We start from the raw sequence: 13,961 nt of genomic DNA, 5'->3' as shown, positions 1-13,961 counted from the left end.
TGAGCTTTCGGAATGTGACAACGAACACGGTTGCCCTCGAACGAGTAAAGAGATCTTCATCTTCTCGTCAAGATCAACAAGACGATTCAGGAGCAGTCGGGCGCCCCCGCCGCATCAGCTCCCGGTCGGCGTCCGGCAGCCAGCTGCCCGGCGGCACGGTCAGCCACCGCCGCCCGTCCGCCTCGCCCAGCCGCACCGCCGCCTCCCGCAGGGCGTCCAGGCCGGGATGGCGCAGGCCCCGCCGCCACACCAGCGATACGGGCGACAGGGGCACCGGGTCGGTCAGCGGGCGCACCACCATCCCGCCGACCGCCAGGAACTCGGTGCTCGCCAGCACGGACCAGCCCCGCTTGCGCACCACCCGGACGAACTCGTCCGGGCCCGCGATCTCCGGGAACGGAGCCGCCGGGGTGATGTCCCGGCCCTCGAACAGCCGCAGCGCCAGGTCGGTCCACTCGGCGGTGGCCGGGTTGCCCGCCGCCACGTACAGGGTCAGCCCCGCGAGCGCGGCCAGCGGTACGGCGTCGAGGGCGGCCAGCCGGTGATCCTCGGGCAGCAGGACCGCCATCCGCTCGTAGCGCACCGGCTGGTGGCCGAGCCCGGACAGGACGGCCGGCGCGAGCCCTGCGACCCGTCCGAAGGAGACGTCCAGGCGCCCCGCCAGGATGTCGGCGGCCGCACCGGTCAGCCCGCTGACGTAGCGCGCGACGAACTCCACCTCCGGAGCCGCCCGGCGGGCTTCCTCCAGCACCTGGTGGCCGGTGCTGACGGGCGCGCTGACGTCCACCAGCAGCGGGCGGCCCCCGGCCGCGAAGGCCGCCGCGAGCTCGCTGTGGGCGGCCAGCACCCGCCGCGCGTACGGCAGCAGCCGCTCGCCGTCCGCCGTGAGCGTCACCCGCCGCGTGGAGCGGATGAACAGCTCCACGCCCACTTCCCGCTCCAGCCGCCGGATGTCGCGGCTCAGCGCCTGCTGGGCGACGAACAGCCGGGCGGCGGCGCGGGTGAAGTGCAGCTCCTCGGCGGCGGCGACGAAGCCGCGCAGGAGACGGGGGTCGAGGTCGCGGTACATCGCGCGAACTTACAACGCGGATGCGTCAATCGGCGCCGTACAGGTGTTGGACCGGCCGGCGGCCGCCCCGCCAGGGTGGAGCCATGCCTGACACGTCCATGACGCTTCCCGCCCCGGTGCTCGCCCTGTCCGGTGACGTCCTCGTCGCCGCCCCACCGACCGCTCGGCCCCGGTCCCGGTCCCGGTCCCGGCCCCCGTCCTGGTCCCGGTCGCGGTCCCGGCCCCCGTCCTGGTCCCGGTCGCGGCCCCCGGGCCCGGACCGGCGGCCGGCCGGCCGCTACCGGCGCCTCTTCGCGCCCCCCGGCGCCCGGGCGTTCACCGCCGGGGCGCTCCTCGCGCGGCTTCCCATGGGGATGTTCAGCGTGAGCGCCATCATCATGATCGCCGGGGCGTACGGGTCCTACGCCCTCGCCGGCGCCGTCACCGCCACCGGTCTCGCCGCCACCGCGCTGGTCGCACCCTTCACCGCCCGGCTGGTCGACCGGTACGGGCAGGCGCGGGTCGCCGTGCCCGCCACGGTGATCGCCGCGCTGGGGTCGCTGGCCCTGCTGCTGTGCGTGCGTCACCACGCGCCCGCCTGGACGCTGTTCGCCGCGTACGCCGCGACCGCGACGACGCCCAACACCGGCGGCATGTCCCGCGCCCGCTGGGCCCACCTGCACCGGGGCGACCCCGCCGCCGTCCACACCGCCAACGCCTTCGAGCAGGCCGCCGACGAGCTGTGCTTCATGCTCGGCCCGGTGCTCGCCGCGCTCCTGTGCGCCGCCCTGTTCCCGGAGGCGGGCACCCTGACCGGCGCGGTGCTGATGCTGGCCGGCGTGCTGGTCTTCGCGGCGCAGCGCGCCACCGAGCCGCCCGTCTCGCCCCGGCCCCCCGGCGGGGCGCGCACTCCGCTCCGTACGCCCGGCATGCCCGCGCTGCTGCTGGTGTTCCTGGCGACGGGCGCGGTCTTCGGGTCGATGGAGGTCGTCACGCTCGCGTTCGTGGACGGCCCGGCGGCCGGCGCGGTGCTGGGGCTCCAGGCGGCGGGATCGTGCGTGGCGGGGCTGGTGTACGGATCGGTGCGGCCGGCCCCTCACGCGGGGCGCCGCCTGCTCGGCTGCCTCGCCGCGATGACGGCGCTGATGTCGCTGCCGCTGCTCGCGGCGGCCGGGACCGGTTCGCTGCCCGCGCTGGCGGCCGCCCTGCTCCCGGCGGGCATGGCGACGGCGCCGGCCCTGGTGACGGGCATGACGCTGATCCAGCGCCTGACGCCCGAGGGCCGGCTCAACGAGGGCATGACGCTGGCGGTCACCGCGCTGCTGGGCGGCATCGCGGCGGGCTCGGCGACCGGCGGCTGGACGGTGGAGCACGCGGGCGCCACCGCCGGATACGCGGTGCCGGTCGCGGCGGCCGCGCTGGCCCTGCTGCTGTGCCTGGCGGGCCCGGGTACGGGCCCGGGTACGACGAAGGCCCGGCTGTCATGACAGCCGGGCCTTCGCCCACATGGGGTTGAAGGGGTCCGGGGGCATGCCCCCGGAGGTCCTCCATGGTGGAGATGGCGGGAATCGAACCCGCGTCCAACGGTGCAGAACCAGGGCTTCTCCGTGTGCAGTCCGCTGCGCTTTTCTCGGCCCCGGAGATCACGCGGACAAGTCTCCGACGGGCTCAGTCACTGTCTGGTTTCCCTCTACGCCCCGTGACCGGGCTTAGAGGTTTAGTTCCCTAGCTGATGCCAGGATCCGGGTCGGGAACAGCCCCGGGCTGACACTTCGCAAGCTCGCTACTTAGGCAGCGAGGGCGAAGGAATCGCGCTTGGTGTTGGCGATTATTGTTTGCGACATATGGTTTACGAGATCATTGCCGCTTCCTCGACACGCTTCCCCTGCTTCGACATCCGCTGTCGAAACCGATCATCCCCATGTTGATTTATCAATCAGCGCCTCTGCCGTGAGAGGCAGGTGCCATCGTACGGGATCAACGCCCGACGGTGCCAGCTTATTTCCGGGCCGACGTGATCCACGTCACGTCATTCAGGCCCGCTGACGCCGGCGTACCGCCGAGATCACCCGCTCCGCCTCGCGCCGGTCCTGCTTCTCGCGGAGCGTCTGGCGCTTGTCGTACTCCTTCTTGCCCCTGGCCAGCGCGATCTCGACCTTCGCCCGGCCGTCCTTGAAGTACAGCGACAGGGGCACGATCGTGTGGCCCGTCTCCTGCGACTTGGACTCCAGCTTGTCGATCTCGGCCCGGTGCAGCAGCAGCTTCCGCTTGCGCCGCGCGCTGTGGTTGGTCCAGGTGCCCTGGCTGTACTCCGGCACGTGCACGTTGTGCAGCCACGCCTCGTTGCCGTCGATCTGCACGAAGCCGTCCACCAGCGAGGCCCGCCCCTGGCGCAGCGACTTCACCTCGGTGCCGGTCAGCACCAGACCGCACTCGTAGGTGTCCAGAACGTGGTAGTCGTGCCGCGCCTTCTTGTTCTGCGCGATCAGCTTGCGCCCTTTTTCCTTAGCCATAGTGCGGCCATTTTCGCACTACGACCCACCCCCCAGGCCACTCAATACCGTCCGCGCCCGCTCCTCGGCGCGGACGGTCGCCGCCAGGTCCGGGGTGATGCCCCGCCCATCGACGCTGTGCCCGGCGGGCGTGCGGTAGTGGCCCACGGTCAGCTCGGCGACCGAGCCGTCGGGCAGCCTGCTCGGCATCTGCACCGCGCCCTTGCCGAAGGTCCGGCTGCCCACCGTCACCGCCCGGCCACGGTCCTTCAGGGCCCCGGCGAGCAGCTCGGCCGCGCTCATGGTGCCGCCGTCCACCAGCGCGACCAGGGGCCTGCCGGTGTCGCCGCCCGGCTCCGCGTACAGCGCCCTCTCCTCGCCGTGCACGTCGTACGTGGCGACCAGCCCGCCGTCCAGGAAGGCGGAGGCCGCCGCCACCGCCTCGGCGACCAGGCCGCCGCTGTTGCCCCGCAGGTCGAGCAGGACGCCCGCGTCCTTGGGGGCGCGCCGGACCGCCTCCCGCACCCGCTCGCCCGCGCCCTTGGTGAACGCCGCGACCTTGATCCTCACGGCGCCGCCGTCCAGCCGCTGCACGGTCACGTCCTCGGTGGCGAGGCTCGCCCGCCGCAGCCGCTCGGTCCAGGTGTGCGTGGCGCGCTGCACCCCGACGGCGACGACCGAGCCGGGCGGTGCGCCGTCGCCGCGCAGCAGGGCGACGACCTCGGCGGCGGAGCGGCCGTCGACCGGGCGGCCGTCCACCGTACGGAGCCGGTCGCCGGCCCGCAGGCCCGCCCGGTGCGCCGGGCCGCCCTCCTGGACCCGGGCCACCTCGATACGCCCGCCGGCGGCACGGCGCGCGGACAGCCCGACACCCGTGTAGCGCCCGTCCAGGGCCTGCTCGAACTCCTCGTACTCACGCTGGTCGTAGACCACGCCCCACCGGTCACCGCTGCGGCTGACGACCTCCTCGGCCGCCTTGGCGCCGGACTTGCCGTCCGCCATGGCCTCGGCCGCCGCCCGGGCCAACTCGCGCCGGTCGACGGACCCGCCGCGGCCGGCCGCGGCCGGGGCGTCGGCGGCTTGCGCGAGGGGCTGCCCGGGGTCGCTGTCCCCCTCCTGGGGAAGGCAGTTGGTCGCCGCCGCGGTGACGACGACCGTGGCGAAGAGGAAGGTCAGGGCCGCCCCGCGGCTGCGAACACCGCGGGGCCGGGTACAGAACTCAAGGCCCAGCATGGCGCCCACTCTAGGACAAACGAACAGCGCCGTACGGCGGTTGGCCGTACGGCGCACGGGGCGCTCGTCACACCTTGAGGTACTTGCGCAGCGCGATGGCGGCGGCAAGGGAGGGCATCAGCAGGCCGATGACGAGGACGAGCGGAAGCACCGTTATCACCGCGTCCCAGCCGATGAAGTTGACCAGCGGCATGCTCTGGGCGAGGTTGAGGCCCGCGTCGATCAGGAAGTACCGGCCGACCAGCAGCATCACACAGGCGACCACGCCACCCAGCAGACCGGCGACGGCGGCCTCCATGATGAACGGCATCTGGATGTAGAAGCTGGACGCGCCGACCAGCCGCATGATGCCGGTCTCACGGCGCCGGCTGAACGCCGACACCCGCACCGTGTTGACGATCAGCATCAGCGCGATGACCAGCATCAGCGCCATCACGAACAGGGCGGCGACGTTCATGCCCCGCATCATGTTGAAGAGGTTCTCCAGGATGCCGCGCTGGTCCTGTACGGAGTGCACACCGGCCCGCCCGGCGAACGCCGTCGCGACGACCTTGTACTTCTCCGGGTCCTTCAGTTTGACCCGGTACGACTCCTGCATCTGGTCCGGCGTGATGATGCTGGCGATGGCCGTGTCGCCGTACTGCTCCTTGTAGTGCTTGTACGCCTCGTCGGCCGTCTCGTGGTGGACCTTCTCGACGATGTCGAGCTTCTCCAGGTCCGCCTCGATCTCCTTCTTCTGCTGGGCGGTGACCGCTCCCTTGGTGCAGGTTCCGCCGGACGCCGCGTCGTTCTTGTTGCAGAGGTAGATCGTGACGTTGACCTTGTCGTACCAGAAGTCCTTCATGACGCTGACCTGTTCGCGCATCAGGAGCGCGCCGCCGAAGAGGGCCAGCGAAAGGGCCACGGAGACGATGACGGCGAAGGTCATCGTGAGATTGCGACGGAGGCCGACACCGATCTCCGACAGTACGAACTGGGCGCGCATCGCGTGCGTTCAGCCTTTCCTTGCTGCTCAGTGCTGGTAGCCGTAGACGCCGCGCGCCTGGTCGCGTACGAGACGGCCCTTTTCGAGCTCGATGACCCGCTTGCGCATCTGGTCGACGATGTTCTGGTCGTGGGTCGCCATGATCACGGTGGTTCCCGTGCGGTTGATCCGGTCCAGCAGCTTCATGATGCCGACGGAGGTCTGCGGGTCGAGGTTGCCGGTCGGCTCGTCGGCGATCAGCAGCATCGGCCGGTTGACGAACGCGCGGGCGATGGCCACGCGCTGCTGCTCACCGCCGGACAGCTCGCCGGGCATCCGGTTCTCCTTGCCGCCGAGCCCGACGAGGTCGAGCACCTGCGGCACGGCCTTGCGGATCTCGCCGCGCGGCTTGCCGATGACCTCCTGCGCGAACGCCACGTTCTGCGCGACGGTCTTGTTGGGCAGGAGGCGGAAGTCCTGGAAGACGGTGCCGAGCTGGCGGCGCATGTGCGGCACCTTCCAGTTGGACAGCCGGGCCAGGTCCTTGCCCAGCACGTGCACGGTGCCGTGGCTGGCGCGCTCCTCGCGCAGGACCAGCCGCAGGAAGGTGGACTTCCCGGAGCCGGAGGACCCCACCAGGAAGACGAACTCGCCCTTCTCGATGTCGAGGGAGACGTCCCTCAACGCGGGGCGGTTCTGCTTCGGATAAGTCTTGGAGACGTTGTCGAATCGGATCACGGATGCACCATGGTCGGCAGGGAGTAGGTGAGCGTGACCATACGCGACTGGGGATGCCCCGTGCAGTCGCCGTCCTCCCGCCGTCCCGCTTGCGCCTTATGTCCGGCTGCGGTACAAGCCCGGACCTGGGGGAATCCGGTGGGGCGCGCCTAAACTCTGCGGAGCTGGCACAGTGGTAGGGGGAACGGATGCGTTTCCCTGAGCGTTGTGCGGAGAGAACTGTGTGCACAGTCCGCGTTCGTGCACGGTCCGCGTCTGCGGCTCCGCCGCGCGGGAGGAGGAGAGCGCATGACCTACGACCGATTGGTGTGCGCCAACTGCGCGGCGCCCGTCAGCGAGGGCCGGTGCCACGTATGCCGGGCGAACCGGGAGCGCCTTCAGCAGGAGGGGCCCTTCGGTGGAATGAGCCCGGTGGCTCTGCTGACGCTCCTGGTGATACTGGTGGCGGCGGTGGCCCTGCTGGCGGCCCACCAGACCGCGTAAGGCTTCACCGTACGGATCTGTAACTCTGCGTAGCTGTACGCGGAAAGGGCCCGGGCGGCCGTTGATCGGCCCGCCCGGGCCCTTCCGTCGTTCTACGGGCCTGCTATGCGCGTTCTACCTGCGTTTTGTACGTGCCCGTGGGTGACCGCCGTCAGGCGATGGTACGGCCACCGCCGACGAGGCGCGGCAGCATGCGGAAGCCGATGCCGCCGGCAATCATCGTCGCGGCACCGATGAGCAGGAACGAGGTCTGAGCGGCGCCGGTCTCGGCGAGCTCCTCCTTGGCCTCGCCCTGCTCGACCGGCTTCGAGCCGGCGGAGTCGGTGTCGGTGTTGTCGACGCACTCGGCACCGTCGAGGTCGACGGTGCAGGTGCCGGCGCCGCCACTGGTCGCGGACCCGCTGGTGCCGGAACCGCCGGTGGCGCTGGTGCCGCCCTGGTCGCCGCCACCGTTGCCATTGCTGCCGGAGTTGCCGCTGCCGCCCGTGCTGGCGGTGCCGCCGGTGCTGGCACTGCCGCCCGTGCTGGCGCTGCCGCCCGTGCTGGCCGTACCGCCCGTGCTGGCGCTGCCACCGACGCTCGCGCTGCCACCGACGCTCGCGGTGCCACCCGTGCTGGCGGTGCCACCGGTGCTGGCGGTGCCGCCGGTGCTGGCCGTACCGCCCGTGCTGGCCGTACCGCCCGTGCTGGCCGTACCGCCCGTGCTCGCGCTGCCACCGGTGCTGGCCGTACCGCCGGTGCTGGCGCTGCCGCCCGTGCTGGCGCTGCCGCCCGTGCTGGCGTCGCCGCCGCCCGTGCTCGTGCTGGCGCTGCCGCCCGTGCTGGCGCTGCCGCCCGTGCTGGCGTCACCGCCGCCCGTGCTCGCGCTGCCACCGATGCTCACGCTGCCGCCGATGCTGGCGGCACCGCCGGTGCTGGTGCTTGCGCTGCCGCCCGTGCCGGCGTCACCGCCGCCCGTGCTCGCGCTGCCACCGGCGTTGGCGGTGCCGCCGGTGTTGCCGCCGACGGTCTGGCCGATGCTGGTGTTGCCGCCGTCCTCTCCCTCACGGCCGATGCCGAGGCCGGCCTCCAGGCCGGCCTCGCCCGCCTTGGCCTGGACGCCGATGCCGGCGACGTTGACGTCTATGCCGACCGCCGAGGCGGCACCCGCCGCGGTCAGGGACGCTCCGGCGGCGATCACCGCGCCCGCGGTGATTCGCGCGACGCGGACGCGCGTCTTCTTGGTCATATGCTTGCTACCCCCAGTAGCCGTTTGTCGGTGGAGCAGCGCTGGGGGCGCGGACACTGGGGGTGATGTTCCATCCCCCGGTCACACACGCCCCAGTCATGCGCATGCCGCGCGTCAGCTTTCCCACTTTTCATATGAGCGTCAAGGACGTTGTGTGCGCGATGCCGGAAATGATCACACTTGCCGGGCGTGCAACGATGCAACTGTGACGTAAAAGCCGAACTCCCGCCCCCTGAAAGCCAGTTTCCTTGTCGACAAAGCGAGGTCGGGGCCCGGTTGCCCGCTTGCGGCGGCGAATTCGGCGGCGTACGCGAACGGCGCCGGACGGCCCGCTCGATGGGCCGTCCGGCGCCGAAAGTCCCGGTGAATTCCGGAGGTTACTTCTCCTGCTGCTTCCGCCAGCGGATGCCCGCTTCGAGGAACCCGTCGATCTCGCCGTCCAGCACCGCCTGCGGGTTGCCGACCTCGAACTCCGTGCGGAGGTCCTTGACCATCTGGTACGGGTGCAGGACGTACGAACGCATCTGGTTGCCCCAGGAGTTCCCGCCGTCGCCCTTGAGGGCGTCCATCTTGGCCTGCTCCTCCTGGCGGCGCCGCTCAAGCAGCTTCGCCTGGAGGACGTTCATCGCGCTCGCCTTGTTCTGGATCTGCGAGCGCTCGTTCTGGCAGGAGACGACGATGCCGGTCGGGATGTGCGTGATGCGCACCGCCGAGTCGGTGGTGTTGACGCCCTGGCCACCCGGACCGGACGCGCGGTAGACGTCGATGCGCAGCTCGGACTCGTCGATCTCGACGTGGTCCGACGACTCGACGACCGGCAGCACCTCGACGCCCGCGAAGGACGTCTGGCGGCGGCCCTGGTTGTCGAACGGGGAGATCCGCACCAGCCGGTGCGTGCCCTGCTCGACGGAGAGCGTGCCGTAGGCGTACGGAGCCTTGACGACGAAGGTGGTCGACTTGATGCCGGCCTCTTCCGCGTACGACGTCTCGTAGACCTCCGTCGCGTACCCATGCCGCTCGGCCCAGCGCAGGTACATGCGCTGGAGGCGCTCGGCGAAGTCGGAGGCGTCCACGCCGCCGGCCTCGGCGCGGATGTTGACCAGCGCCTCGCGCTCGTCGTACTCGCCGGACAGGAGCGTGCGGACTTCCATCTCGTCCAGCGCCTTGCGGACCGAGACGAGCTCCGCCTCGGCCTCGGCGAGGGTGTCCTGGTCGTCCATCTCCTCGGCGAGCTCGAAGAGGACGGCGAGGTCGTCGATGCGACTACGCAGCGCCTCGGTCTTGCGGACCTCGGCCTGGAGGTGCGAAAGCTTGCTGGTGATCTTCTGCGCCGCCTCCGGGTCGTCCCACAGGGACGGGGCCGCGGCCTGCTCCTCGAGCACGGCGATGTCTGCCCTCATCTTGTCGAGGTCCAGGACGGCCTCGATCGACCCCATGGTCGAGGAGAGGGACTTCAGCTCTTCGGATACATCGACGACTGCCACGAGACCAGCGTAACGGCTGCCCATGACAGTCCCGGCCCCCAGGAGGCGGTTACGGCTGTGAGGGAGCCGACTGCTTGGAGTCCTGCGGCGGGACGCCCGGGCCGTCGCCGCTGGTCGCCAGGTAGCCGCCGACGCCGGCCGCCGTGACGAGGGCGAGGGCGGCGACGCCGAGGGTGACGCGGCGTTTGCGGACCGCTCCGGCGCGGTTGCGGGCCGAGCCGGGGCGCCGTCCGCCGGCGGGGCGGGGGGCGCGGGCGGTGCCGTGGGGGCCGCCGGAGAGCTCGTCGGGGGCCGGGACGCGCATCGAGGTGTGGGTGTCCCGGTTGGAGTCGGGCGACGAGCCGGGGACCAGCGGTACGGCGGCGCGGCGCGGCGCGGCGGGGATGGTCGGGTACGGATCGTCCTCGTACGGCTCCGGGGCGGGCTCGGTGTCCGGCTCGTCCACGTCGAGCGGCGGCATGCCCGCGACGAGCGGGAGGAGGTCGTGCAGGCGGGCGGCCAGTTCGGAGGCGCGCAGGCGGGACGCGGGGGCCTTGGCGAGGCACTGGACGATCAGCTGCCACAGCTCGTCCGGGATGCCGGGGAGCGGGACGACCCGCTCGGTGACGTGGCGGCGCAGCACGGCGCCGGGGTGGCCGCCGCCGAAGGGCGTGAAGCCCGCCAGGAGCTCGTACAGCACCGTCGCCAGGGCGTAGATGTCGACGGCCGCGCGGGGCGGGAGGCCCTCGACGATCTCGGGGGCCAGGTAGTCGGGCGTACCGATGATCCGGTTGGTCCTGGTGCGGCGCGGGGTGTCGATGAGCTTGGCGACGCCGAAGTCGGTCAGGAGCGCGGGGTGGGCTCCGCCGGGGCCGAGCGGGCCCTCCATGTCGAGGAGGATGTTCTCCGGCTTGACGTCGCGGTGCACCACCCCAGCGGCGTGCGCGGCGGCCAGGCCCTCGGCGACGTCCGCGATGATCGCGACGGCGGCCTCGGGGGCGAGCCGGCGTTCGCGGTCGAGACGGGTGCGCAGGTCGGTGCCGCGGACCAGGTCCATGACGAGCGCGAGGTCGTTGCCGTCGACGACCAGGTCGCGGACGGCCACCACGCGCGCGTGGTCCAGCCCGAGCAGCGCGGTGCGCTCCTGGACGAAGCGTCCGACGAGCTCCTGGTCCGAGGCCAGGTCCTCGCGCAACAGCTTGATGGCGACGGGGCCCTCCGGGCCCTCGCCGAGCCACACCGTGCCGGCGCTGCCCCGCCCAAGGATCTGGTGGGCCGTGTACCGGCTGCCGATTTTCCGTGCCACGACTGCTCCCTCAGCGGCTGGCGTTCCCGACAAAGTTACGCGGGTGCAGACGCCGGTATTCACTTCCGGGCACTTCCGGGGGGAAATCACCCCCCGGAAGTGCCCGGAAGTCGACAAATCGGCGGGGTTACTGTCCGGCGGGGGTGTTGCCGGTGCTCCCGCTGAGCTCCGAGACCCAGGTGGACACCGTCGACACGGCGTCACCGATGGCCTGCCAGTAGCTCTTGCCCTGCGCGACCCAGTCCTGGAGCGGGGTCAGCTCCCAGATCAGCCAGCCCGCCACGATGAACAGCACGATCGTGAACAGGCAGCCCTTGAGGCAGCCGAGTCCCGGGATGCGCATCGGGTTGGCGCTGCGCTGCCGGGGCTGCCGGGGCTCGCGCGGCGGGCGCGGGGCCGGCTGCTGGGGCTGCCGGGGCGGGTGCGGCTGCTGGTGCTGGGGCGGGTAGTACTGCTGTGGGGGCGGCGGCGCGTACGGCTGCGGGCGCTGCGGCGGCCGCTGCTGGTGCTGGGGCGGGCGCGGCTGCTGGTGCTGCGGGGGGTACTGCGGCGGCTGCTGCGGTGCCTGGCGCTGGGGGCGGCGGCGCAGGGGGTCCTGGCTCGGGTCGAGGTACTGGACCTGCGTCTGCTCGTTGCGGTCCCGGGCGGCGCGCAGCTGGGTCTGCCAGGGATGCGGCTCCTGCGGCTGCGGCGGGCTGTCCTGACCCGGGGGTACGGGGGGCATGACCGCGGTCGGGTCGGCGGCGCCCGGGGCGCCCCGGCCGGGGCCGCTGGTGGGCATGACGCTGGTCGGGGCGGCCGGGTCGTACTGGGCGGCCGCGTTGCCCGGCAGGACCTGGGTGGGGTCTGCCGCGCCCGGGGCCTCCGGGACGGCCGCGGGGGACGGGTCGGGGGCGAGCAGCGCGCCCACGCCGTCCGCCGCCTCGATCTGGGCGGGCGTGGAGTGCACGCCGATGCCCGCGGCGACGGTACGCAGCGCACGGGCGAGGTTCTCGGCGCTGGGGCGGCGGTCCGGGTCCTTGCTGAGGCAGCGCTCTATGACGGTCCACAGGGGGTCCGGGACCGTGGAGGGGCGGCGCGGCTCCTCGCTGAGGTGGCGGTGCAGGACTTCCAGGGCGGTGCCGCCGCCGAACGGCGGGCGGCCGGTGACGAGCTCGTACAGCAGGATTCCGGCGCCATAGATGTCGACGGCGGAGGTCTGCGGCCGGCCCTCGGCGGATTCGGGCGCCACATAGGCGGGCGTGCCGACGAACTCGTGCGTACGGGTCAGGCCGGGCGAGTCCGCGAGGCGCGCGATGCCGAAGTCGGTGAGCATCGGGTGCATCCGGCCGTCCCGCTCGGCGAGCAGCACGTTGGCCGGCTTCAGGTCGCGGTGGACGACCCCGTCGGCGTGGCTGGCGGCGAGCGCGTCGGCGATCTGGGCGGTGAGCAGCGCGGCGGCGACCGGGGTGAGCGGGCCGTTCTCGCGGAGGTAGCGGTGCAGGTCCGGGCCGTCGACCAGGTCCATGACGAGGGCGAGGAGATCGCCCTCGACGACGAGGTCGCGGGTGCGGACGATGTTCGGGTGGGTGAGGCGGAGCAGGACGGAGCGCTCCCTGAGGAAGCGCATCACCACGTCCGGGTCGTTCGCGAGCTCCTCCTTGAGGACCTTGATCGCGACGGTCTCGCCGGGCTGTCCCGCTACGGCCGCCTCGGCGCCCGCCGTCTCCCTCTGGCGGGCTCGCCAGACGGTGCCCGTGGCGCCGCGTCCGAGCGGCTCCTCGAGCAGGTACTTACTGCCGACTGGCCGCACGTCCTGCGCTCCCTGCGATCGTGGTCCTTGCCTGTTCCGAGCCTCCCCGTGGGGCCCACCCGGGTGTCCGACCCACTGTAGTGCCGGGGGGCGGCACACCGGTCGGTCGTCTTGCCTCCCGTTCGGAAGGACAAGACGTTCCGGAACGGCTCCAGGTTGCCAGGGTGACATGGGTGAGGTCGGCGCACATGATCCCAAGGTGTGCGCAAGCAGTCGTTTTCGCGACCGGGGATGACCGTTCAAGATCGTTTCGAGGTGGGTCGCGGGCGTGTTGTCAGTAGCAGGTGCGAGGATGCCTCCAGCACGGCGCATCGCGGGGTCGCGAGCCTCGCGATCCGTGCCGACCTGAACCGGACGACGCGTCCGCGGCGGGTGGGGGAGATGGCCCGGGGCGCACGCCGGAGCCCTTTCCGCCACTGCTGAGCCGCTGCCGGGCGCGCCGCGCAGAAGGGACCGCTGACGGCGATGCAGATCCGGCTGACCGTCCTCGCGGCGCCGCCCGGCGGCCAGGCCGCGGGACGCGCCTGTGACGTGCTTGTCACCGCCCCGGCCGGGACCCCGCTGGCCGCCGTGGCCTCCGGGCTGGCGTCCGCCGTGTCGGGTGCCGACTCCTCGGGCAGCGTCGTGCTGTACGCGGGCGGGGAGCGCCTGGACGCGCAGCGCCGGGTGCTCGGCGAGCCGCCTCTCGTGGACGGCGCGGTCCTCTCCCTCCAGGTGCCCGGCGAGGACCACGCGCCCCTGGACGGCGCTTCCGCGCGGCTGCACGTGGTGGCCGGTCCGGACGCGGGCGGGGTCCACCTGCTGCACGCGGGCCGGATCCGTATCGGCCGCTCCGCCGACGCGGACGTCCCGCTCGACGACCCGGATGTCTCACGGCTGCACTGCGCGGTGACCGTCACGGAGAGCGGGCAGGTCACGGTCGCGGACCTCGGCTCGACCAACGGCACCACGCTGGACGGCGCCGAGGTCGGCCCCCGGCCGGTCCCGCTGGCGCCGGGCGCGCTGCTGCGGCTGGGTGAGTCGTCGCTCCGGCTCTCGGCGGGCCCGCCCGCCGTGGACGGCCCGCCCCTGCCGACCACCCCCGACTCTCACCTCCGTACTCACCCTGGAACGCCTGCTGGAGCTCGTCGCCGACGCGGGCCGGCCGGTCGGCCTCGCGATCGAGACCAAGCACCCCACCCGCTGGGCCGGCCAGGTCGAGGAGCGGCTCCTGC

General features: G+C 72.5%; 12 protein-coding genes and 1 other RNA gene. 3 read left to right on the top strand and 10 right to left on the bottom strand.

The features are described 5' to 3' along the window. Window positions 1-73: 73 nt before the first annotated feature. Window positions 74-1,069 carry a LysR family transcriptional regulator gene (locus QWM81_RS06270; RefSeq protein WP_290110579.1) on the bottom strand — a complete coding sequence of 332 codons (996 nt, stop codon included), beginning with the start codon at window positions 1,067-1,069 and terminating at the stop codon, window positions 74-76. 83 nt (window positions 1,070-1,152) lie between these two features. Here QWM81_RS06270 and QWM81_RS06265 point away from each other — a divergent pair, with 83 nt between their 5' ends. After that, the gene (locus QWM81_RS06265; protein ID WP_290110578.1) at window positions 1,153-2,535 is read left to right on the top strand and encodes an MFS transporter; all 1,383 of its coding nucleotides are present in this window, start codon (window positions 1,153-1,155) and stop codon (window positions 2,533-2,535) included. Between the two features lie 63 nt (window positions 2,536-2,598). On the opposite strand, the gene ssrA is transcribed toward QWM81_RS06265, so the two are convergent. The 5 genes from ssrA to ftsE all read right to left on the bottom strand — a co-directional run bounded on the left by ssrA (window position 2,599) and on the right by ftsE (window position 6,475). Continuing rightward, window positions 2,599-2,969, bottom strand: a transfer-messenger RNA (tmRNA) gene (ssrA, locus tag QWM81_RS06260). A 112-nt stretch (window positions 2,970-3,081) separates the two neighbouring features. After that, window positions 3,082-3,561 carry an SsrA-binding protein SmpB gene (gene smpB / locus QWM81_RS06255; protein WP_290110577.1) on the bottom strand — a complete coding sequence of 160 codons (480 nt, stop codon included), beginning with the start codon at window positions 3,559-3,561 and terminating at the stop codon, window positions 3,082-3,084. 18 nt (window positions 3,562-3,579) lie between these two features. Then, window positions 3,580-4,773, bottom strand: coding sequence for a S41 family peptidase (locus QWM81_RS06250; protein WP_290110576.1), 1,194 nt, complete (start codon window positions 4,771-4,773; stop codon window positions 3,580-3,582). 67 nt (window positions 4,774-4,840) lie between these two features. After that, on the bottom strand, window positions 4,841-5,758 hold the full coding sequence (gene ftsX, locus QWM81_RS06245) for a permease-like cell division protein FtsX (protein ID WP_290110575.1): 918 nt from the start codon (window positions 5,756-5,758) through the stop codon (window positions 4,841-4,843). A gap of 27 nt (window positions 5,759-5,785) precedes the next feature. Beyond that, window positions 5,786-6,475 (bottom strand): cell division ATP-binding protein FtsE, encoded by a 690-nt coding sequence (gene ftsE, locus QWM81_RS06240; RefSeq protein WP_290110574.1) that lies wholly within the window; start codon window positions 6,473-6,475, stop codon window positions 5,786-5,788. 288 nt (window positions 6,476-6,763) lie between these two features. Between ftsE and QWM81_RS06235 the strand changes: the two genes are divergently transcribed. Then, window positions 6,764-6,958, top strand: coding sequence for a hypothetical protein (locus QWM81_RS06235; RefSeq protein ID WP_290110573.1), 195 nt, complete (start codon window positions 6,764-6,766; stop codon window positions 6,956-6,958). Window positions 6,959-7,109: 151 nt separating this feature from the next. Here the strand turns inward: QWM81_RS06235 and QWM81_RS06230 are convergent, their stop codons facing one another. From QWM81_RS06230 to QWM81_RS06215, 4 genes are all read right to left on the bottom strand, one after another. Beyond that, window positions 7,110-8,186: a hypothetical protein gene (locus QWM81_RS06230; protein ID WP_290110572.1), complete on the bottom strand. Its 1,077-nt coding sequence runs from the start codon at window positions 8,184-8,186 to the stop codon at window positions 7,110-7,112. Window positions 8,187-8,563: 377 nt separating this feature from the next. Then, complete coding sequence (gene prfB / locus QWM81_RS06225) at window positions 8,564-9,670, bottom strand: peptide chain release factor 2 (protein ID WP_290110571.1); 1,107 nt, start codon at window positions 9,668-9,670, stop codon at window positions 8,564-8,566. 49 nt (window positions 9,671-9,719) lie between these two features. Continuing rightward, the gene (locus tag QWM81_RS06220; protein WP_290110570.1) at window positions 9,720-10,955 is read right to left on the bottom strand and encodes a serine/threonine-protein kinase; all 1,236 of its coding nucleotides are present in this window, start codon (window positions 10,953-10,955) and stop codon (window positions 9,720-9,722) included. 127 nt (window positions 10,956-11,082) lie between these two features. After that, window positions 11,083-12,747 (bottom strand): serine/threonine-protein kinase, encoded by a 1,665-nt coding sequence (locus QWM81_RS06215; protein WP_290110569.1) that lies wholly within the window; start codon window positions 12,745-12,747, stop codon window positions 11,083-11,085. Between the two features lie 465 nt (window positions 12,748-13,212). Between QWM81_RS06215 and QWM81_RS06210 the strand changes: the two genes are divergently transcribed. After that, the coding region (locus tag QWM81_RS06210) for an FHA domain-containing protein (RefSeq protein WP_290110568.1) at window positions 13,213-13,961 on the top strand (749 nt) is incomplete at its 3' end.

This window comes from Streptomyces ficellus, from assembly GCF_030406405.1.
In the GTDB taxonomy this organism is placed as follows: Bacteria; Actinomycetota; Actinomycetes; order Streptomycetales; family Streptomycetaceae; genus Streptomyces; species Streptomyces ficellus_B.
Note: the sequence above shows the minus strand (reverse complement) of the source record. Positions and strands in the feature narration are given on the sequence as shown.

Coding starts and splice junctions, on each gene's coding strand:
- QWM81_RS06230 (WP_290110572.1), bottom strand. CDS start 8,186: ATGACCAAGAAGACGCGCGTCCGCGTCGCGCGAATCACCGCGGGCGCG.
- smpB (WP_290110577.1), bottom strand. CDS start 3,561: ATGGCTAAGGAAAAAGGGCGCAAGCTGATCGCGCAGAACAAGAAGGCG.
- QWM81_RS06235 (WP_290110573.1), top strand. CDS start 6,764: ATGACCTACGACCGATTGGTGTGCGCCAACTGCGCGGCGCCCGTCAGC.
- ftsX (WP_290110575.1), bottom strand. CDS start 5,758: ATGCGCGCCCAGTTCGTACTGTCGGAGATCGGTGTCGGCCTCCGTCGC.
- QWM81_RS06270 (WP_290110579.1), bottom strand. CDS start 1,069: ATGTACCGCGACCTCGACCCCCGTCTCCTGCGCGGCTTCGTCGCCGCC.
- QWM81_RS06265 (WP_290110578.1), top strand. CDS start 1,153: ATGCCTGACACGTCCATGACGCTTCCCGCCCCGGTGCTCGCCCTGTCC.
- QWM81_RS06250 (WP_290110576.1), bottom strand. CDS start 4,773: ATGCTGGGCCTTGAGTTCTGTACCCGGCCCCGCGGTGTTCGCAGCCGC.